Origin of the sequence: Amycolatopsis nivea, from assembly GCF_004522235.1 — a bacterium.
In the GTDB taxonomy this organism is placed as follows: Bacteria; Actinomycetota; Actinomycetes; order Mycobacteriales; family Pseudonocardiaceae; genus Amycolatopsis; species Amycolatopsis nivea.
Window position 1 is genome coordinate 343,027 of the sequence record NZ_SDLT01000001.1, and the last position, 19,176, is coordinate 362,202.

The 19,176-nt window shown below is 70.2% G+C and carries 17 protein-coding genes; 6 read left to right on the forward strand and 11 right to left on the reverse strand.

What is annotated here, in order from left to right; translation table 11 throughout:
- Positions 1-121: 121 nt before the first annotated feature.
- Positions 122-787, forward strand: coding sequence for a hypothetical protein (locus EIZ44_RS01675; protein WP_205673009.1), 666 nt, complete (start codon positions 122-124; stop codon positions 785-787).
- A 55-nt stretch (positions 788-842) separates the two neighbouring features.
- The gene (locus EIZ44_RS01680; protein ID WP_043834396.1) at positions 843-1,697 is read left to right on the forward strand and encodes an SAM-dependent methyltransferase; all 855 of its coding nucleotides are present in this window, start codon (positions 843-845) and stop codon (positions 1,695-1,697) included.
- 3 nt (positions 1,698-1,700) lie between these two features.
- On the opposite strand, the gene EIZ44_RS01685 is transcribed toward EIZ44_RS01680, so the two are convergent.
- The 6 genes from EIZ44_RS01685 to EIZ44_RS01710 all read right to left on the reverse strand — a co-directional run bounded on the left by EIZ44_RS01685 (position 1,701) and on the right by EIZ44_RS01710 (position 8,358).
- Entirely contained in the window at positions 1,701-3,176 is a 1,476-nt protein-coding gene (locus EIZ44_RS01685) for an APC family permease (protein ID WP_134727502.1), read from the reverse strand.
- Between the two features lie 31 nt (positions 3,177-3,207).
- Positions 3,208-4,551, reverse strand: coding sequence for an MFS transporter (locus EIZ44_RS01690; protein ID WP_037805780.1), 1,344 nt, complete (start codon positions 4,549-4,551; stop codon positions 3,208-3,210).
- Positions 4,552-4,705: 154 nt separating this feature from the next.
- Positions 4,706-6,112, reverse strand: coding sequence for an aspartate ammonia-lyase (locus EIZ44_RS01695; RefSeq protein WP_134727503.1), 1,407 nt, complete (start codon positions 6,110-6,112; stop codon positions 4,706-4,708).
- A 25-nt stretch (positions 6,113-6,137) separates the two neighbouring features.
- The gene (locus tag EIZ44_RS01700) at positions 6,138-7,262 is read right to left on the reverse strand and encodes a M20 family metallopeptidase (protein ID WP_037805784.1); all 1,125 of its coding nucleotides are present in this window, start codon (positions 7,260-7,262) and stop codon (positions 6,138-6,140) included.
- Positions 7,262-7,939 carry a DUF1028 domain-containing protein gene (locus EIZ44_RS01705; protein ID WP_037805785.1) on the reverse strand — a complete coding sequence of 226 codons (678 nt, stop codon included), beginning with the start codon at positions 7,937-7,939 and terminating at the stop codon, positions 7,262-7,264. The genes EIZ44_RS01700 and EIZ44_RS01705 overlap by 1 nt, the downstream gene beginning before the upstream one ends.
- Positions 7,936-8,358 (reverse strand): RidA family protein, encoded by a 423-nt coding sequence (locus EIZ44_RS01710; protein WP_037805786.1) that lies wholly within the window; start codon positions 8,356-8,358, stop codon positions 7,936-7,938. The genes EIZ44_RS01705 and EIZ44_RS01710 overlap by 4 nt, the downstream gene beginning before the upstream one ends.
- A 226-nt stretch (positions 8,359-8,584) precedes the next feature.
- Here EIZ44_RS01710 and EIZ44_RS01715 point away from each other — a divergent pair, with 226 nt between their 5' ends.
- Entirely contained in the window at positions 8,585-9,865 is a 1,281-nt protein-coding gene (locus tag EIZ44_RS01715) for a flavin-containing monooxygenase (protein WP_134727504.1), read from the forward strand.
- 60 nt (positions 9,866-9,925) lie between these two features.
- Here the strand turns inward: EIZ44_RS01715 and EIZ44_RS01720 are convergent, their stop codons facing one another.
- On the reverse strand, positions 9,926-10,864 hold the full coding sequence (locus EIZ44_RS01720) for a beta-ketoacyl-ACP synthase III (protein ID WP_134727505.1): 939 nt from the start codon (positions 10,862-10,864) through the stop codon (positions 9,926-9,928).
- A 65-nt stretch (positions 10,865-10,929) separates the two neighbouring features.
- Between EIZ44_RS01720 and EIZ44_RS01725 the strand changes: the two genes are divergently transcribed.
- On the forward strand, positions 10,930-11,523 hold the full coding sequence (locus EIZ44_RS01725; protein WP_134727506.1) for a TetR/AcrR family transcriptional regulator: 594 nt from the start codon (positions 10,930-10,932) through the stop codon (positions 11,521-11,523).
- 13 nt (positions 11,524-11,536) lie between these two features.
- Here EIZ44_RS01725 and EIZ44_RS01730 read toward each other — a convergent pair whose 3' ends face one another.
- Complete coding sequence (locus tag EIZ44_RS01730; RefSeq protein WP_134661587.1) at positions 11,537-12,448, reverse strand: LysR substrate-binding domain-containing protein; 912 nt, start codon at positions 12,446-12,448, stop codon at positions 11,537-11,539.
- A 14-nt stretch (positions 12,449-12,462) separates the two neighbouring features.
- Positions 12,463-14,397, reverse strand: coding sequence for a primary-amine oxidase (locus EIZ44_RS01735; RefSeq protein WP_439098576.1), 1,935 nt, complete (start codon positions 14,395-14,397; stop codon positions 12,463-12,465).
- A gap of 99 nt (positions 14,398-14,496) precedes the next feature.
- Between EIZ44_RS01735 and EIZ44_RS01740 the strand changes: the two genes are divergently transcribed.
- Positions 14,497-15,105 (forward strand): TetR/AcrR family transcriptional regulator, encoded by a 609-nt coding sequence (locus tag EIZ44_RS01740; RefSeq protein ID WP_037805792.1) that lies wholly within the window; start codon positions 14,497-14,499, stop codon positions 15,103-15,105.
- Here the strand turns inward: EIZ44_RS01740 and EIZ44_RS01745 are convergent.
- Both EIZ44_RS01745 and erm read right to left on the reverse strand, forming a co-directional pair.
- The gene (locus EIZ44_RS01745; protein WP_134727509.1) at positions 15,096-16,556 is read right to left on the reverse strand and encodes an aldehyde dehydrogenase family protein; all 1,461 of its coding nucleotides are present in this window, start codon (positions 16,554-16,556) and stop codon (positions 15,096-15,098) included. The genes EIZ44_RS01740 and EIZ44_RS01745 overlap by 10 nt on opposite strands.
- 214 nt (positions 16,557-16,770) lie before the next feature.
- Positions 16,771-17,532: a 23S ribosomal RNA methyltransferase Erm gene (gene erm, locus EIZ44_RS01750; protein WP_205673010.1), complete on the reverse strand. Its 762-nt coding sequence runs from the start codon at positions 17,530-17,532 to the stop codon at positions 16,771-16,773.
- Positions 17,533-17,994: 462 nt separating this feature from the next.
- On the opposite strand from erm, the gene EIZ44_RS01755 reads away from it, so the two are divergent.
- Positions 17,995-18,864, forward strand: coding sequence for a DUF2382 domain-containing protein (locus EIZ44_RS01755; RefSeq protein WP_037805795.1), 870 nt, complete (start codon positions 17,995-17,997; stop codon positions 18,862-18,864).
- Positions 18,865-19,176 lie beyond the last annotated feature (312 nt).

Consider the following 19,176-nt stretch of genomic DNA (forward strand, 5'->3'; position numbering starts at 1 on the left):
GAAACCCGTCGAGCGTACTGGATCACGCCCGAGCCGGGTTTACAGCGCGGACCGGGGGTCCCTAGGATCTGGCGCGCCGGAAGCGCCGCGGACGCGCGGCCCCGGAGGGGTGGAGGTCTGGATGGGGAACCCGGAGTCCGGCAGCGACCTCGAGTCGGTCGCGAATCTCGTGCGGCTGTCCGAGACGGCGCCGATGCCCCGGATCGACGGCAGCGAACCTCCGCCGCTGGTGCGCCGCCGGGCGGACAGCGCCGACGAACCGACCTCGGCGTTCGGCGGGGTCCTCGACGTTTCGACCGGCTCCCCGGCCGAACAGCTCGCCAAACGCGGCCCGGCGCCCGTCGCCGACCCGCCCGCGCCGGCCGCCGAGACCGCGCCGCCCGCCCAGCGAAAGCCGCGCTACGGCCTCTTCGCCGGCGCTGCGGTGGTGGTGTGCGCGGGGCTGGGCTCGTGGGCGTTGTGGCCGTCGGCGTCCGGCGGGACGGACTCGCAGCCGGTGCAGCCGCCGCCCGCTCCGGTCCGCACCACGTCGTCCGCGCCGCCCGCGGTGAGCACGCTCAGCGCGTCCCCGGCCCCGGCGAGCGACCAGGTGCGCGACACGGTGATCCGGGCCAGCAGCCGTCCCGCGACGACCGCGCCGCCGCCGCGCGTCCAGCCGACGCAGAACCCGCAGCAGGACAGCCGGGACCAGTCCCACGACTCGATGGAGGACGCGTTCCGCTCGGCGGTCAGCTCGTACATGGAGCAATGGGGCAACGGCGACGGGCCGCGCCGCTGGCACGGCTGAGCGGCAGTACTACTCTGAGTAGGTCACTGCCGACCGACCGCTCCGCGAGGTGTCCATGACCGGCTCGTCGTCCCCGTTGTCGCCCAGCCAGGTGCCGGTGGGGGTGGACCCGAACCGCCCGAGCATCGCGCGGATCTACGACGGGTTCCTCGGCGGGAGCCACCACTACGAGGTGGACCGCGCGGTGATGGAGAAGATCAGCACGGCCGTCCCGGAGGCGGTGCACATCGCCCGCGGCAACCGCGGTTTCCACAACCGCGTGCTGCGCATGCTGGCGAGCCAGACCGACATCCGCCAGTTCCTCGACTGCGGTTCCGGCCTGCCGACCGCCGAGAACACCCACCAGATCGTGCAGCGCTACCACCGCGACGCGCACGTGGTGTACGTCGACAACGACCCGGTGGTGCTCGCGCACGGCCGCGCGCTGCTGGAGGACAACGACTTCACGCACATGGTCGAGGCCGACATCTTCGAGCCGCGGGCCGTGCTGCAGCACGAAACCGTGCGCGAGTACATCGACTTCTCGGAGCCGGTCGCGCTCCTGCACATCGGCACCATGCACCACTACGAGGGCGACGGCGCGGTCGAGGTGATGCGCGAGTACATCGACGCCCTCGCGCCCGGTTCGTACGTCGCCATGGCGCACTTCTACGACCCCGAGGTGCCGGAGCTGACCGCGGTCGCGAAGCGGATCGAGGAGATCCTCGTGTCCGGACCGCTGGGCGCTGGGCGGTTCCGGACCCGCGCCGAGATCGAGGCGATGCTGCCCGGTCTCGAACTGCTCCCGCCGAGCCGCACGGACGGGCCCGGCTTGTCGGTCGCGGACGAGTGGTGGCAGGACGGTCCGAGGCTGAAGCCGCTGAGCGACGCCGCCCGGTGCGTGGCGGGTGTGGTGGGCCGGAAGGTCTGATTCCTACGCCGGTTGCGGGACTTCCGCGACCGGCGCGGGTTGCCTGCGGGCGATGAGGTAGCCGACGAACCCGAACCCGATCAGCACGGCCAGCGTTCCGGCGGTGAACAATTCGAAGGTCAGCCGCGACACGCCCCAGGTGCCCTCGAAGTCGTAGGGCACCCCGAGCGCGCGGTCCAGCACCCCGGGCACCACCGTCTGCCACGCGCCCAGCAGGATCCACGCGTAGATCAGCACCGAGCTGACCCACAGTCCGATCCGTCCGCCGGGAACCCGGAACGGGCGGTCCGCCGCGGGGTATTTCCGCCGCAGCACCAGGATTGTCGGGAAGATCAGCAGGTACGACAGCAGCAGGGTGCTCACCGCGATGTTGAGCACCACCGCGAACACCGCCGAGGCCGAACTGCTCTGCACGATCGTCGCCACCACCGTGAACGCGGTCGCGACCACGCCGGAGAGCAGGTTGACCCGCAACGGCGTGTTGAGCTTCGGATGGAACGCCCCGAACCATCGCGGGAACGCGCCGTCGACCGCGGCCATCGCCTGGATGCGGTCCGAGGCGATCATCCACGAGCAGCCCTGGTTCAGCAGGACGAAAATGAACACGACGGCGGCGAGCGTCAGCATCCCGTCCGCGGCGCCGCCGTAGACGGAGAACACCTGGCGCACCGCGTCGAGGAACCCGCCGAGCCCGTTGATCTTGTCCGGCGGCATCACCAGCACGATGCCGAAAACCGGCACCAGGTAGCACAACGCCGACACGAGACCGGAAACGCCGACGGTGATCGGGACATCGCGCCGCGGGTTGTGCATCTCCTCCGCGGCGCCGTTGGGCGCTTCGAAGCCGACGAGGGCGAACATCAGAACCGGGACCACGGCGAGGAATCCGCCGATGGTGGGGGAGAAGGCCAGTGAGCCGTGGACGCCGTTGCGCGCCGCGTAGATCGCCGCGGTGACGGCGAAAAGCACCACGAGCCCGACCTTCAGCAAGGCCCCGGCGGCGATGAACCACTTGCCGTACCGCAGGCTCACCACCGCGCCGAGGATGGCCAGCCAGATGAACACCAGCTTGAACGTGTAATCCGCGAACCCGCCCGGCGAGGCCGGCACGAGGTACTGCTGCCAGGTCGCCGCCGCGAGGAAGGTGATCGATCCGCCGAGCCACACCGGGTTGGTGATCCAGTACAGCAGCGTGCCGAGCGCGGCGGGCAGCTTCCCGAACGCGAGGCGCAGCCAGACGAACGGCCCGCCCTCCGCCGGGAACGCGCTCCCGAGTTCGGCCATGACCAGGCCGTACGGGAACAGGAACAGCACGAGGAGCACGGCGGTCCAGGTGACCGCCTCCGCCCCGGAGGTCGCGATCTGGCCGATGGTGTCCACCGAGATGATGGCCGCGATCGCGAGGAAGATCGAGTCGATCCGGCGCAGATTCCGGCGCAGGTTTCCGGATTCGCTGTTGACGAAGGTGGGTTCGGACACGCTTCACCGCCTTTGGTGAATCGAGGGTGAGTCAGGCTTCGGTGTTCTCCAGGTCTTCCTTGTGCAGCAACGGGGTTCCGGCGGTCTCGCGCATCGAGAACGCGGCGACGAGACCGACCGCCGCGGCGGCCATCAGGTACGGGCCGGGCACGAGCGTGCTGCCGGTCGCGGAAATCAGGACGGTCATCAGGTACGGCACGGTGCCGGCGAACAGCGCCGCGGTGATGTTGTACGCGATGGACAGTCCGCTTTGCCGGGTGCGGGTCGGGAAGATCTCCGCCGACCACACCGCGTAGGTGCCGAGGATCGCCGCCAGGATCGCGCCGAGGGCGAGCCCGCCGATCCAGGTGCCGACGAGGCCGGTGCGCATCAGCAGGTACGCGGGGACGGCGAAGACGAACAGCGCCGCGCCCGCGCCGATCAGGACCGGCTTTCGCCCGACCCGGTCGGAAAGGCGGCCGAAGAACGGCACGAGGACCAGCCCGACGAGCGAGATCACCGTGGACAGTGCCGCCGCGCTGCCGGACGAGTGGCCGAGGTAGTCGGTCTCGTAGGTGACCAGGTAGGTGAGCACGGCGTAGAACGGCACGTGCATCATCGTCATCAGCCCGGCCGCCTGGAATAGCTGCTTCTTGTTGTGGCGGAACAGTTCCCGGACCGGGCTGCGGGGCACGTTGTCGGTCGCTTCGAGGGCGCGGTACTCGGGCGTGTCCTCGATCTTGCTGCGGATGACGAACCCGATGATGCCCAGCGGCGCGGCGATCAGGAACGGGACGCGCCAGCCCCACGACGCCAGCTGTGCGTTCGTCAGGCCGATCGACAGCAGCAGGAACACGAACGAACCGGCGAGGAAGCCCAGCAGCGAACCGACTTCGAGCCAGCTGACGCCGAACCCGCGACGCCGCCGCGGCGCGTACTCGGCGAGGAAGCTCGCCGCGCTGCCGAATTCGCCGCCCGCCGCGAGGCCCTGCAACAGGCGCAGCAGCACCAGCAGGATCGGGGCCGCGATGCCGATCGTCGAGTAGCCCGGCAGCAGGCCGATCACGAGCGTGGCCCCGGACATCACGAAGATGACCACCGACAGCGTGCGCTTGCGGCCGATCTTGTCGCCCAGCGGCCCGAAGATCAGCGCGCCGACCGGCCGGATGCCGAACGACACCGCGAAGACGCCGAACACCGCGAGCAGGCCCGCGGTCGAGTTGCCCGCCGGGAAGAACACCGAGGCGATGGTGCCGGCGAGGTAGGCGTAGGCGGCCCAGTCGAACCAGTGCACGAAGACGCCGACGGCACCGGCGGCGACACTGCGGCGCAGCGTCGCGGGATCGGCGCTCTGTTCGGCGAGGTCGGGCGCCGGAGAGGCGTCGGATGCGGTCATGAATGGCCTCCTTGGACCGGTTCTCCGGGAGGACGCTAAGAGCGGCCCACGGCATCTAACAAGAAGTAATAAGCAAAGCAATGCATCGGTTCGAGTTATGCAGAAGCGCTGAGCTGTGCCGATACGAGGGTCTGACGGCGGCGAAACACCGTGTTCACGTGCGGGACGGCCCGCCGGTGAGCGCCTGCGGGGTGATCAGCGCGCCCACCTGGTCGTCGGTCAGCAACCGCCGTTCCCGCACCAGTTCCAAAGCCGGACGCCCGGTTTGGTGCGCTTCCAGGGCGAGCCCGCACGCGGTTTCGTAGCCGAGCGCCGGGCTCAGCGCGGTAACCAATCCGGTCGAGGTGGCGACGAGGTCGGCGAGGTGCTCTCGGCGCGCGGTGATGCCGCGTACGCAGTGTTCGGCGAGCACCCGGGCACCGGCAGTGAGGTGGTCGAGCCCGGCGGTCAGCGCTCGCGCGATGACCGGTTCGAAGGCGTTGAGCTGGAGCTGCCCGCCTTCGGCAGCGAGCGTGATCGTCACGTCGTGGCCGATGATTTCGAAGGCGATCTGGTTGACCGTCTCCGGGACGACGGGGTTGACCTTGCCCGGCATGATCGAGGACCCGGCCTGCCGGGCGGGCAGTGCGATCTCGCCGAACCCGGCCTGCGGCCCGGACGAGAGCAACCGGAGATCGTTGCAGATCTTGGACATTTTGACCGCCACGCGTTTCAGCACGCCGGACAGCTGCACGAACACGCCGACGTCCTGGGTCGCCTCGATCAGGTCGGGCGCGGAGACGAGCGTCGCGATGCCGGTCAGCTCGCGCAGATGCGCGACAGCCCGCTCGCGGTACCCGGGACGCGCGTTGAGGCCGGTGCCGATCGCGGTGCCGCCGAGGTTCAGCTCGTGCAGCAGCAACCGGGCTTCGGCGAGCCGCTGTTCGTCCTCGCCGAGCGTGGCGGCGAACGCGCCGAACTCCTGGCCGAGCGTCATCGGGACGGCGTCCTGCAGCTGGGTGCGGCCCATCTTGAGGACGTCGGCGAACTCGATCGCCTTGTCCGCGAACGCTTCCCGCAGCCCGGCGAGCGCGGCGAGCAGTTCGGCGAGATGCCGGTCGAGGGCGAGTTTGACCGCGGTGGGGTAGACGTCGTTGGTGCTCTGGCCGAGGTTGACGTGGTCGAGCGGATGCAGCTCGGTGTACTCGCCGCGCGCGTGGCCGAGCAGTTCCAGGGCGCGGTTGGCGATGACCTCGTTGGCGTTCATGTTCGTCGACGTCCCGGCACCGCCCTGGATGAGGTCGACGACGAACTGGTCGTGCAGCCGACCGCTCCGGATTTCCGCGCACGCCTGCCCGATCGCCGCGGCTCGGTCCGGCGGGAGGGCACCGACTTCCGCGTTGGCCCGCGCGGCGGCCTCCTTGACGGTGGCGAGCGCGGCGACGAGATGCGGCCGGTCGGCGAGGGTTTCGCCGGTGATGGGGAAGTTGACCAGCGCACGGGCGGTGTGCGCGCCGTAGTAGACGTCGCCGGGCACGCTGATTTCGCCGAGCATGTCGTGCTCGGAGCGGGTGCTGGACATCGGTGTCCTTCCCGGTGCAGGAGGTTCAGAGGGTGCGGTCGACGCCGGTCCACGCCAGCGCGATGGCGCCGTCGAGCAGGGCGCGCTCGGCGGTGCCGCCGACGCAGTGCGCGGCGAATTCGCGCTGGTGGTTGATCGCGGGCAGCGACCCGATGCCGATGTAGGGATGAATCGCGGGCACGACCTGCGAGACGTTGCCCATGTCGGTGGACGCGCGGTTCATCCGCGACGCCGTGCCGTCCGGCGCGAACTCGCGGCCGAGTTCGAGGGCGTTGGCGCGATAGGCGGCCAAAGCCCGTTCATCGGCGTGGAATTCGGCGTACGGCTTGCTTTCCGGCTCGACGCTCAGTTCACAGCCGGTGGCCAGTGCTCCGGCTTCGAAAGCCCGCATGACACGTGGCTCCAATTCGGACAGTTCCGCCAGCGTCTCGGCTCGCACGTACCACCGGCCGGACGCGTGCTCGGGGATCGCGTTGGGGGCGTCCCCGGCGTGCGTCACGATCCCGTGCACGCGTGCCGAGGCGGGAAGTTGTTGCCGCAGAAGCCCGATCGCGACCTGGGCGACAGTGAACGCGTCGGCGGCGTTGACCCCGGCTTCGGGATACGCGGCCGCGTGCGCGGACTTGCCGGTGTAGGAAATCTTCGAGTGGCTGACGGCGAACGGCCGCGCTTCGGCGACGTCGACCGGTGCCGGGTGCACCATCATCGCGAGGTCGACCCCCGTGAAAGCGCCGCGCTCCAGCAGTTCGATCTTCCCGCCACCGCCCTCCTCAGCCGGGGTTCCGTAGACCTCGACGGTGATCCCGAGGTCGTCGGCGACTTGGGCGAGCCCCAGCGCGGCCCCGATTGAGCTGGCCGCGATGAGGTTGTGCCCGCACGCGTGGCCCAGGCCAGGCAGCGCGTCGTACTCGGCGCACAGCGCGATCCGCCGGGGCCCGGAGCCGAAGCTGGCGTGGAACGCGGTGTCCAGACCGAGGTACTTCGCCGTGACCGCGAACCCGGCCCGGTCGAGCAGTTCCGGCACCGCGGCGGCCGCGCGATGCTCTTCCCACGCGGTTTCCGGGTCCGCGTGCAGGCGCTCGGACAGCTGGATCAGCTCGTCGGCGTGCCGCTCGACCGCGGCGCGGGCGGCCGCTTTGGGGGTGGCCATCACTCGTCTCCCGGCACGCCGTAGGACGGCGCGGCGGCGGGGTTCAGGCCGCGGGTGACGTAGTCGTCGCGCTGGGGGAGCCAGACGTCGAGGAGTTCGGCGAGCTGCTCGATCGGCTCGTCCGCCCAGTCCACGCGCAGATCGGTGACCGGCCAGTCCGCCCCGGACACGACGACCAGCCCGGCTGACCGCACCGGGCCTTCCTCGCCGCCCGCCGCGAGCCCGGCCCGCATCGCCGCGACGAGGCGTTGTTCCAGCTCGCCGGTGGCGTCGGTGAAAGCGTCCACCATGGACTGTGGGATGTGGTTACCCGCCAGCATGTTGCCCGCCACCACTACGCCGTCCGCTGTCGCCGACGCGTGCGTGCCGAGGGTTTTCGAGCCGCTGTAAGCGAAACCGGGCCCGGTCTGGCCGAGCACGGTCAGCTGCCGGTACTCGATGTGCTCCGCCGCCGACGTGACCTCGGCGAGCGCCTTTTCCGGGTCGCCGTGCTCGGCGAGCCGGTCCAGCAGGCGTCCGCCGAGCCGCGGGTCGGTGATGTTCTGCGAGGCGGCCGCGCCGAGGCCCGGGCGCAGGTGCGCGACCCGGGCGACGACCGCCGGACTGGACGAGCTGGCCGCGATGCCGAATCGGACGGTGCCGCCGGACGTGTCGCGGGCGACGATCGAAAAGGTCACTTCTCCTCCTCCGGGATCACCGCGATGGCGTCGATCTCGCACAGCCACTCCGGCCGGGCGAGCGCGGACACGACCACGCCGGTCGAGATCGGGTGCACGCCCTTGGTCCAGCGCCCGACGGTGCGGTAGACCGCCTCGCGGTAGCGCGGGTCGACGAGGTAGATGGTGAGCTTGACCAGGTGTTCCATCCGGCTGCCCGCTTCTTCGAGCAGCATCTTGATGTTCGCCATCGCCTGCTCGGCCTGCGCGGCGACGTCGCCGATCCCGACCGATTCGCTCGTGTCGAGGTCCTGCCCGATCTGGCCGCGCACGTAGACCGTGCCGTTGGCGACGACGGCCTGGCACAGGTCGTTGTCGAGGTTCTGCTCCGGGTAGGTGTCCCGCGTGTTGAACGGGCGGATGCGACGGTGGACAGTCACTGCGGGGCCTTCCGTGCGGCGGTCGTCGGACGCCTCAGCCTGACCGCGCCGCCGAGGTTCTGTCCAGTAGATGTTTCCGGACCAATGCATCGGTTGAAGCGATGCACTCTGCATCGGGAAAACAGATCTTGAGTGCCGGAAACATCTGTTGGACACGGGCAGGGCGGGCCGTGAGGATCCGGGGAGACGGCGCTGAACCGCGCCGGAGCCGGAGCGGAGGTCTGGGATGTCGAGCGAACAGGTGGAGGCCCTCGTCGTGGGCGGGGGACAGGCCGGCCTGGCGATGAGCGAGCACCTGAGCGAGTGCGGCGTGCCGCACGTCATCCTGGAACGGAACCGGATCGCCGAACGCTGGCGCTCGGAACGGTGGGACTCGCTCGTCGCGAACGGCCCGGCGTGGCACGACCGGTTTCCCGGCCTGGAATTTCCCGACGTGGCCCCTGGTGAGTTCGCGTCGAAGGAGCAGGTCGCGAACTATTTCGAGGCGTACGCGGAAAAAATCGCCGCGCCGGTGCGCACCGGGGTGGAGGTGACGTCCGTGCGGCGGCACAAGGGCAGGCCCGGATTCCGCGTCGAAACCTCGGACGGCGCCCTCGACGCCCGGTACGTCATCGCCGCGACGGGCCCGTTCCAGCGTCCGGTGATCCCGCCGATCGTGCCCGCCGATGCCGGTCCGGTGCAGTTGCACTCCAGCGGTTACCGGAACCCCGGGCAGCTTCCCGAAGGCGCGGTCTTGGTGGTCGGCGCGGGTTCGTCAGGCGTGCAGATCGCCGAAGAACTTCGTCGGTCCGGACGCGAGGTCTACCTGTCGGTCGGCCCGCACGACCGGCCGCCGCGCAGCTACCGCGACCGCGACTTCTGCTGGTGGCTGGGCGTTCTGGGCAAGTGGGACGCCGAGACGCCGCCCGCCGGAGCGGAACACGTCACCATCGCGGTGAGCGGCGCGCGCGGCGGGCACACCGTGGACTTCCGCGCGCTGGCCGGGCTCGGCATCACGCTCGTCGGCATGACCGGCGCGTACGCCGAAGGCAAGCTCAGCTTCGCGACCGACCTAGCGAAGAACATCGCGGCGGGCGACGAGAATTACCTTGCCCTGCTTGACGAAGCCGACGCCTACGTGGCCCGCAACGGCCTCGACCTGCCCGAGGAACCGTCCGCCCGCGACCTGGGCCCGGACCCGGCGTGCGTCACCGATCCGGTGCTGGAACTGGATCTGGTCGCGGCCGGGGTGACCTCGATCGTCTGGGCCACGGGGTTCGCCGTTGACTACAGCTGGCTGCAGGTGGACGCCTTCGACGAAAACGGACGGCCGAAGCACCGTCGCGGAGTGTCGGTGGAGCCGGGCGTGTACTTCATCGGCTTGCCGTGGCTGGCGCGGCGCGGGTCGAGTTTCATCTGGGGCGTCTGGCACGACGCGAAGTTCGTGGCCGATCACGTGGCGATTCAGCGCGGGTACCAGAGCCAGCCCTCGACGGCGGCGAGCCAGCGGTCCGGCGCCCGGGAATGAATGCGGTGCCGGACGCTGACCTGGACCGTTTTCGCCGGGAACGAGCGGATCCCAGGTCCTTCACGGACACGTCACGACCTGTCCGGCCCAGGAGAGCCCGCCGCCGAACGCGAACAGCAGCACCGGTCCTCCGGCCGGCAGCTCGCCGCGCGAGACCATTTTGGACAGTGCGAGCGGGACGGACGCCGCCGACGTGTTGCCGGAATCCACCACGTCACGGCCGATCACCACGTCCTCGCGCAGTTCGAGCCGGGCGGTCAGCGCCTCGATGATCCGCAGATTCGCCTGATGGGTGACGACCCCGGCGAGGTCGGTGGTGGCGATGCCCGCGCGAGCGCAGGCTTCCGCCGCGACGGCGGGCAGTTCCTGGGTCGCCCAGCGAAACACCGACTGGCCGTCCTGGGCGAACGCGGGCTGCCATTCGTCCACGAGCCGGACCAGTTGCCGGCGCGTCGGGTCGGAGCCCCAGACGACCGGGCCGACCGCCGGAGCGTCGGCCGTGCTGAGGATTGCGGCACCCGCTCCGTCACCGAGGAGGACGCAGGTGCTGCGGTCGGTCCAGTCGGTGATGTCCGACATCTTCTCCGCGCCGATGACCAGCGCGTGCCGGGCCGCACCGGCTTGGACGGCGTGGTCCGCGGTGGCGAGCGCGGTGCAGAAGCCGGCGCAGCCGTTGTTGAGGTCGAAACAGACCGCAGCCGGGATGCCAAGACGGCCCGCGACCTGGGCGGCGATCGACGGGCAGCGATCGATCGCGCTGCAGGTGGCGACCACGACCAGGCCGATCTCGGCGGGTTCGAGCCCGGCCCCGGCGAGTGCCTTCGCAGCGGCTTCGGCGGCCAGGTCGGCGACCGAGCCGTCCGCGATGTGCCGGGTGGCGATGCCGGTGCGGCGGCGGATCCATTCGTCGGTCGTGTCGACCATGTCTTCGAGGTCGGCGTTGGTCAGCACGCGGGCGGGCTGGTGGTGGCCGAGCGCGGTGATGCGGGAAGCGGGCATCTGGGTCTCCTCACGGGGGTCCGGCTCAATATAGCGACCGATCGTTCGTAATCTATAGTGGTTTCATGAGTCCCCGGAAGACCGCCGCCGAGACCCGCCATACCCGGCAGCGCATCCTCGACCTCGGCCTGGTGCTCGCCTCCGCCGAAGGCCTGGAGGGGCTGACGATCGGGCGGCTCGCCGCCGAGCTGGGCATGAGCAAGGCGGGCGTGATCGGGCATTTCGGCACCAAAGAGAGCCTGCAGCTGGCCGTGATCGACGCCGCCGCCGAGCTGTTCGTCCGCGAGGTGCCCGAACGCGCCCGCGGCGTCCCGCGCGGCCTGCCCTACCTCCGGGCGGCGGGGGATGCCTGGATCTCCTACCTGGAACGCGACCTGCTGCCCGGCGGCTGCTTCTTCACCGCCGCGGCGGCCGAATTCGACGGCCGCGAAGGACCGGTGCGCGACGCCGTCGTCCGGATGAGCGCGTTCTGGCAGCGGGAGCTGCGGGTCAACATCTGGCGCGCGGTGAGCCTCGGGGAATTGCCGCCGGACACGGACATCGACCAGCTGCTCTACGAGATCGTCGCGATCATGCTGGCGCTGAACCATTTCCGGCAGTTGCACGGCGATGTGCAGGCTCCGGCTCGCGCGCGCCGGGCGCTGGAACGGCTGCTCTGACGCGGCTCTTCGCTCAGGAGGAGTACTGCGCGCGGCACAGCTCCCGGAATTCCTGCGCCCGCCGGGTCAGCCGAACCCCGCGCATCGTCGCGAGCACGATCTCCAGCGACGGAACATCGTCGGTCAGCGCCAGCGGCACCACGCTCGCCCCCGCGTAGGTCGTGTCAGCAGGCGGACGCTGGTTGAGCAACGCGAACCCGTGCCCGGAAGCCACCAGCGCCCGCACCGTTTCGTATCCGCTCGTCCGGTGCCGAACCCGCGGCGCCACCCCGGCGTCGCTCAGGATCGACTGCAGGTACTCCCGGCTGTGCGGCAGGTCGAGCAGCACCATCGGCTCCTCCGCCAGCTCGTGCAGCGACACCTTGCGGTTCTTCCGCCGGGCGAGCCGGTGGTCCTCGGAGACGAGCGCGTACGGCGCGGCGGTGCCGACCACCTCGCGGTCGATGTCGTCGTCGAGGTCGTAGCCGTACAGCATCGCCAGCTCGGTCTCGCCCGCTCGCAACGCGGCCTTGAGCGCCTTGTGCTCGCCCTCGCGCAGGGACACGTGCACACGCGGATGCCGGGTCTCGAACTCGGCCAGCAGGCTCGGCAGGCGGAACGGCGCGAGCGTAGTGAAGCAGCCGACGGTGAGCGTGCCGACCAGGTCCGTGCCGGACTGCCGCGCGGTTTCGACCAGTTCGGCGCCGTGCGCCAGGAAATCCAGCACCCGCTTGTAGAACTCCTCGCCGGCGGTGGTCAGGCTGAGCCCGCGGGCGTGGTGGCGCAGCAGGAACTGCACGCCCATTTCCTTCTCCAGCTGCGCGATCGCCGTCGAAACGGCCGACTGCGAAACCATCAGCTCCTTCGACGCGGCAGTCATGCTCAGGTGCCGCGCCGCCGCCTCGAAATAGCGCAGCTGCACGAGGGTGAAGGAAGGCTCGCTCATGCCGACATCCTGCCTCAGTGGCAGCAGCCGGGATGCTGCGGTTTCGGCGCGGGCGTGTCCAGCGCGGGGTTGACGTCGAAGAATCCGCTGGGCTTGAGCGTGAACCCGGTGTGGTCGACGGGCATGATCGGCCAGTCCTCGGTGCGCGGGTAATGGGTGAGCCCGAAGGTGTGCCACACGACGAGGTCCGCGCCGTCGAGGTCGCGGTCGGCCTGGATCCAGGTGTCGATGCCGGTGTTGCCGTCGTTCTGGTTGACGTACTCGCCTGCCGGGAAGCGTTCGTCCTCGGCATACGCGGTGACCCAGAGGTGCTTGCGGGTGAAGGCGGCGCGGCGGGCGATCGAGGACGCGTCGTCCGCCAGCAACGGCGGCAGGCCTTCGGGATGCAGCGTGTACCCGACGGGCTTGCCGAGGGTGTTGCGAGACTCGGGATTGCTGATCCGCCAGGTGCGGCCGAGGTTGCCGTCGGCGAGCCGGGCGGCCTCGGATTCCTTGGCCAGCCTGGTGATCTTCCGGGTGAAAGCGTTGCCGTGCGGATTGCCCGGGCCGATCGGGACGCGTTGCACGTCGATTTCGTCGACAGCGTTCGTGAGGCCGTCGACCATCATGTCCAGCCGCGCGGAGAACAGGTGCTGGTGGAACGGCGCGCCGATGCCGGGGGCGATTTCGGAGGCCCACGGGTAGTCGTCGTCGGCGGGGAAGGCTGAGGTGAAGACGATCCCGGTGGCCTTGCACTCGAGTTCGATCGTGCCGTCGAGGTAGAGGTACCAGTAGAAGCCGTAGTCGTAATTGCCGACCGTCACGAAGAACGAGATGACGAGCCGACGCTGCCGGCGGGTGGAAACACTGCCGTTGTAGTGGTCAGTGTGCTTCCACAGCACGCCCGCGTCTTCCTCGTGCATGCAGATCGCGTTCGCGATGGTGTGCGGATGGCCGTCGTCGTCGTGCAGGACGGCGTCGAAGTAGCGGATCTCGCCGAGACAGTCGCAGCCCAGCGTCAGCGAGTTGGCCTCCTTGCCCAGCGAATACTCGCCGGCGTCGAAGTAGTTCTGCCAGAACCGGACCGGGCTCGGATCCCCGTACGGCACGACCATCTCGGCGACCGAAGCGCGGTAGACGACCGGACGCAGCCGGTCGCCGTCCTGGAAGCCCATTTGGTGCAGGGTAAGGCCTTCGACCGCGTTGAAGCCGATTCGGAACTGCCACTTCTCCCACGTGACGACGTCGCCGTCGACCGTGAAGCTCGGCCCCTCGGGCTGGGTGATCACGATGGGTTTCTGCGTGTCGCGGACGGGCCCGTCGAGGTGGTAGTCGTAGGCGGTGCGCGGGATGTCGGCCGGGCCGTCGTCGATGAGGTCGTGCACGCGGCCGGCGATCAGGTCGACGTAGGCGACGACGCCGTCGATCGGGTGCGCCCAGAGGTTGTCGTCCTTGTTGAGCTGCAGGAACGCCAGGCAGCGCACGAGCCGCAGCCCGGTCTCTCCGGGAATGTCGAAGCATCCGGCGCTCAGGGCGGAGATCCGGACCGAACGGGGCTCGTCGATGCCGCGGCGGCGCATCGCCGCATTCCACGCCTCGTCCTGCCAGAGGATCTCCTCGACCAGGTCGAACTCCTCGTGCAGGATCGGCGGCTGCCCCTCGGCGACCACGTCCACCGCCCGGTCGGCCACGACCTCGCCGCTGGTCAGCGACACGACCGTTTCGCGCACCGCGCCGGTCCGCCGGTCGAGCAGCAGCGAACGGATGCGGCGGTCGACCGGGTCGCCCGGCTGCCAGGCCAGCACGGCCGCTTTCGCCGGTTCGAGCAGCGAGACGAGCGCGAACCGGGTGCTCTCGGTCGCGATCCCTGCTCCGGCCAGCAGCGCGCGGTTGCGGGCGACCTCGTCTTCGGTCAGGCGCGAGAGGGGGTGGGCCATGCGCGTCTCCTCATTCTTTGCGGTCTGTCGCAAAGAATGCGCGCTGCCGGTCCGGGAGGCAAGGCCCTTACGGGGCGGGTTCTCCGGAAGCGGTACTGGGTTTTTCGATGCACGTCATCAATAATCCTGGACGTGGCACGACCCAAGGACCAGGCGAAGCGGCGCGACGAGCTGGTGGCGGCGGCCGCCCGCGCGATCCGGACGCGGGGGCTGGCCGGGCTCCGCGTGCGCGACGTCGCCGAGGAGGCCGGGCTGTCGGCAGGCTCGGTCAGCTACTACTACCCGGACCTCGACGACCTGCTGTTCGAACTGCACCGCGACGCGGTCGACCGGTTCTACTGGGCGCGAGCGCGCGCCGCGGAAGCCGAGGACGATCCGGTCCGGCGGCTGGTGCGGCTGGTCGACGCGGGGCTCCCGGCGGGGGAGGGCGATCCGCTGAGCCGGGTGCTGTACGAAATGCACGTCCACGCGGCGCGCAACCCGGCGCACGCGGTGTTGATGACGGCCTTGTGGGACCGCGAGGTGTCGCTGTACTCGGCCGCGCTCGCCCACGGTCAGGACACCGGGGCGTTCCAGCTGCGGTCGCCCGCGGCGGACATCGCGGCGAACGCGGTGGCACTGGAAGACGCTTACGGCCTGCATCTCGCCGGGCGCAACACCAGCCTGTCCGCAGCCAGGACACGCGAGCTGCTGCTCGGCTACCTGGCTGCGGAAACCGGACGCGACCTCGGTCAGGCGTAGGCCGTCCAGACCGTCTTGAGGCCGGTGTACTTGTCGAACGAGTGCAGGGAAAGGTCGCGGCCGAAGCCGGACTGCTTGAAGCCGCCGAACGGGGTCGCGGTGCTGAGTGCGTCCACTGTGTTCACCGAGATGGTTCCCGCGTGGATTCCGTCGGAGACGCGGTGCGCGCGGGCGAGGTCGCGGGTCCAGACGGACGCGGCGAGGCCGTACGGGGTGTCGTTGGCGAGCCGGATCGCTTCGGCTTCGGTCTCGAACGGGAGGGTGGCGAGCACCGGCCCGAACAACTCGTCGGTGACCAGCGGATCGTCGGCGGCCAGACCGGTCACGATGGTCGGATCGAGGAACGCACCGCGACGCGAGCCGCCGGCGAGGACGGTTCCGCTGCTGGCCTCGACGGCAGCGAGCACCCGTGCTGCGGCGTTCTCGTCGATCATTGGACCCAGTGTCGTGGCCGGGTCCAGCGGATCGCCGGGCACCCACTCGCCGACCTTCTCTCGCAGCCGGGCGAGGAATTCGTCCGCCGCCGATGCCTCGACGAGCAGGCGGGTCGTGGCCGAACAGACCTGGCCGGAGTTCGCGCAGAACCCGAACGCGACCAGGTCCGCCGCGGCGTCGAGGTCGGCGTCGGCGAACACCACGACCGGGCTCTTGCCGCCGCATTCGAGCCAGACCTGTTTGAGGTTCGACTCCCCGGCGTAGCGCAGGAACAGCCCGCCGACCGGCGTCGATCCGGTGAAGGCGAGGACGTCGACGTCCGGATGCCGTCCCAACGCCTGCCCCGCGGTCTCGCCGAAGCCGGGCACGACGTTGAGCACCCCGTCCGGAATTCCCGCCTCCGCGGCCAATTCTCCCAGCCGCAGCGCGGACAGCGGCGACTGTTCTGCGGGTTTGAGGACGACGCTGTTGCCCGCGGCCAGCGCAGGGGCGAGTTTCCACCCGGCGATGTCGAGCGGGAAGTTCCACGGCACGACCGCGCCCACCACTCCGAGCGGCACCCGCCGGATCGCCGCGAAATTGCCCGGAGGGGTGGGCGCGACCTCGTCGTAGCGCTTGTCGAGTGCTTCGGCGTACCAGGCGAAGCATTCGGCGGTCGCGGGCACGTCCTGGCCGAACGTGTCCGAAATCGGACGGCCGACGTCCAGGGCGTCGCAGAGCGCCAGTTCCGGTCCGTGCACCGTGATCAGCTCGGCCAGCCTCAGCAGCCGTTTCTTGCGCTCGGCCGCCGCGAGCCGGGACCAGCGGCCGTCCTCGAACGCGCGTCGCGCGGCGGCGACCGCGGCGTCGATCTCGTTCCGGCCGCATTCGGCCACGTGCGCGACTGGGTGCCCGGTGGCGGGGTTGACGTCGGCGAAAGTCTTGCCGGACTTGGCTTCGAGCCAGTCACCGTCCACAAAGGCCGCTGTGCGGGGCCGCAGTCGCGCGGCCTCGTGCACCCAGTCGCCGTGGTTCATTCCCGGAACCGCCTTTCGTCGCTTCCGTTCACTATCGCCAGCTCACGGGGTGCGGGAAAGCAGAGCTTTTCGCTGCCCTGCATCGGGTCAATCGATGCAGGCCGACGAGCCCGGCGCGCAACGCCGAGGTACGTGAGGGCCACCCTGAGGGAACCAGATTCCCTCAGGGTGGCCCTCACGCACCTCCAACGAGAGCGAAGCCACGGCGCCCGTGTCACCGAGCCAGCTCCCACAGCGACGCCCATTGCCCGGCTGTCAGGTTGCGGGGGAGTGCTTGCGGCGACAGCCGTTGCCGGGCAAGCCAAGTCCGCGTCGCGCGGACGCTGAGGCGGCCGGTGCGGGGCAGGATCCCGCCGAGCCCGCGGCCGCGTCCGGTGAAGACTTCGCGGACGAACTCCTGGTACTCCGCCTGGCCGGTGACGAGCGGTTCCGGGCGGCGGGTGATCACGAGGATCCCGCCGTCCACGGCCGGGCGAGGACGGAAGGCGTGCGCCGGGACCCGGGCGGGGACGGCGAACTCGAACCACGGCCACCAGGCGGCGGTCATCTGGGAGGCGCCGCCGATCCCGGCGCGGCGGCGGGCGACTTCCCATTGCACCAGCAGCACCGCGAGTTCCCAGTGCGGCTGCCGGAACAACCGGCGCAGGGCCGCGGTGGTGAGGTGGAAGGGAAGGTTGCCGACGACGGTGTGCGGAACGTCGGGCAGCCGGTGCCGGAGCAGGTCGCCGTGGACGACCTCGACGTGGTCGCCGGTGCGCCGGGCGAGGCGGCGGGCACTGCGAGGGTCGAGTTCGACCGCGGTCAGCGGGCGGCCGGTGCGGCTGAGCGGGACGGTCAGCGCGCCGTCGCCCGCGGCGAGTTCCACGAGGGGGCCGGTGGTGCGGGCGGCGGCAGTGCAGACAGCGGCAATGACGGCGGGGTCGGCCAGGAAGTTCTGGCCGAGCTCGTGCCGTCCGCCGAAGGGTCGGGCAGACATCGGGGTGCGTACTCCGCGCATGAGGAAGCGACCCGGGCGCCAAGACAGGCAGCCCGGACGGACAACGGGAGAGCGCGACGGAGCGGTGTGCGTCCGGCGCTCAGGCGTTGCGCAGGCGAGTCAACGCGCAGGCGGAGAAAAAGGCACCCATGGGCCGGAAGCCTAGCCGACCGGTCCGGCGGGTCGCATCCGGTTTTCGCGCAGGCGGATCCCCGCGGGCCGCGTGCCGCTTCCGGAATTCGCTGGCGGCTATTCTTTCCCTGGTGGGCGAACAATTCGCGCCCATTCCGCAGCGCCCGTGAGAACGGTCCTCTTACGACGGAAGTACCCGCTGATTCCGGTCCGCAAACTGACACGAAACGGGGTCGCTCGGCTGAGGGGTATGACGCTTGCGCGGGGCTGTGACCAGCCGGAGAGTGGGACGCGGAGGAGAAATTCCGATTCGGGAAATGGAGTGGATCCATGGTACGCGCAATGCAGCCGCAGGACCTCGTCGACAGCACCGTGATGGACAATTCCGGCAGCAAGATCGGCAAGGTGGGCACGGTTTATCTCGCCGACGACACCAGGCGGCCGGAGTGGGTGACGGTGAAAACCGGGCTGTTCGGCCAGAAGGAGAGCTTCGTGCCGCTCTCGGGCGCGGACATGGAGAGCGACGGCCTGCACGTCCAGGTCGCGAAGGACCAGGTGTCCGACGCGCCGCGCATCGACGCCGAGGGCCATCTCTCCGAAAAGGAAAGCGTCGAGCTGTACAAGTACTACGGCCTGCCCGCTCCGCGCGCCGGGAACGGCGAGAACATGCGTGACCGCGGCCGCGACGCGGCAGCCGGTGGCGCGGCTGGCGGTGCGGCAGGCGGTGTCGCGGGCACGACGCGGCCGACCGGTCGGGACACCGCCCAGGCCAAGGGACGCCCGACCGCTGAGCACGCAGCCAAGGGCGGACGGCACGACGCGTCCGGCGCCGGCGACGTGGTGCGGTCCGAGGAACACCTGCGGGTCGGCACCGAACAGGTCGAAACCGGCCACGTCCGGCTGCGCAAGTATGTGGTGACCGAGGACGAGCAGGTGACCGTGCCGGTCACGCACGAGGAGGTCCGCGTCGAGCGCGAGCCGATCACCGACGCCAAGGCGGCGGGCCGGACCGAGATCGGCGAGGCGGAGCAGGACGTCGTGCTGCACGCCGAGAAACCGGTGGTGCAGAAGGAAACCGTGCCGGTGGAGCGGGTGCGCCTAGGCACCGAGCAGGTCACCGAGGAGCAGACCGTCCAGGGCAAGGTCCGCAAGGAGCGGATCGACATCGACGACGACACCAAGCGGGGCAGGAAGTCCTGACCTGCCCGCGCGGCGGCTGTCTCCCGCCGGAGCCGTTCCGGACGGGAGACAGCCGCGCGCGTCCGGGTACCGTCGTGAGCGGCTGGCTTTCAGGAATTCGCGGTTGAGGTTCGCGATGCTGGTCAGCGGGATGCCTTTGGGGCAGGAGGCGACGCATTCGCCGGTGTTGGTGCAGCCGCCGAAGTCGGCTGCGTCCATGGTTTCGATCATGTCGAGCACGCGTTGGGCGCGTTCGGGCAGGCCGCGCGCGCATGCGCGGCGGCGGTCTCCCGCCGGAGCTGTTCCGGACGGGAGATGGCCGCGCGCGTCTGG

Bases quoted from the DNA above. Each gene is read 5' to 3' on its own strand.
- EIZ44_RS01675 (WP_205673009.1), top strand. From the start codon at position 122: ATGGGGAACCCGGAGTCCGGCAGCGACCTCGAGTCGGTCGCGAATCTC.
- EIZ44_RS01680 (WP_043834396.1), top strand. From the start codon at position 843: ATGACCGGCTCGTCGTCCCCGTTGTCGCCCAGCCAGGTGCCGGTGGGG.
- EIZ44_RS01690 (WP_037805780.1), bottom strand. From the start codon at position 4,551: ATGACCGCATCCGACGCCTCTCCGGCGCCCGACCTCGCCGAACAGAGC.
- EIZ44_RS01695 (WP_134727503.1), bottom strand. From the start codon at position 6,112: ATGTCCAGCACCCGCTCCGAGCACGACATGCTCGGCGAAATCAGCGTG.
- EIZ44_RS01700 (WP_037805784.1), bottom strand. From the start codon at position 7,262: ATGGCCACCCCCAAAGCGGCCGCCCGCGCCGCGGTCGAGCGGCACGCC.
- EIZ44_RS01715 (WP_134727504.1), top strand. From the start codon at position 8,585: ATGTCGAGCGAACAGGTGGAGGCCCTCGTCGTGGGCGGGGGACAGGCC.
- EIZ44_RS01720 (WP_134727505.1), bottom strand. From the start codon at position 10,864: ATGCCCGCTTCCCGCATCACCGCGCTCGGCCACCACCAGCCCGCCCGC.
- EIZ44_RS01725 (WP_134727506.1), top strand. From the start codon at position 10,930: ATGAGTCCCCGGAAGACCGCCGCCGAGACCCGCCATACCCGGCAGCGC.
- EIZ44_RS01730 (WP_134661587.1), bottom strand. From the start codon at position 12,448: ATGAGCGAGCCTTCCTTCACCCTCGTGCAGCTGCGCTATTTCGAGGCG.
- EIZ44_RS01745 (WP_134727509.1), bottom strand. From the start codon at position 16,556: ATGAACCACGGCGACTGGGTGCACGAGGCCGCGCGACTGCGGCCCCGC.
- erm (WP_205673010.1), bottom strand. From the start codon at position 17,532: ATGTCTGCCCGACCCTTCGGCGGACGGCACGAGCTCGGCCAGAACTTC.
- EIZ44_RS01755 (WP_037805795.1), top strand. From the start codon at position 17,995: ATGGTACGCGCAATGCAGCCGCAGGACCTCGTCGACAGCACCGTGATG.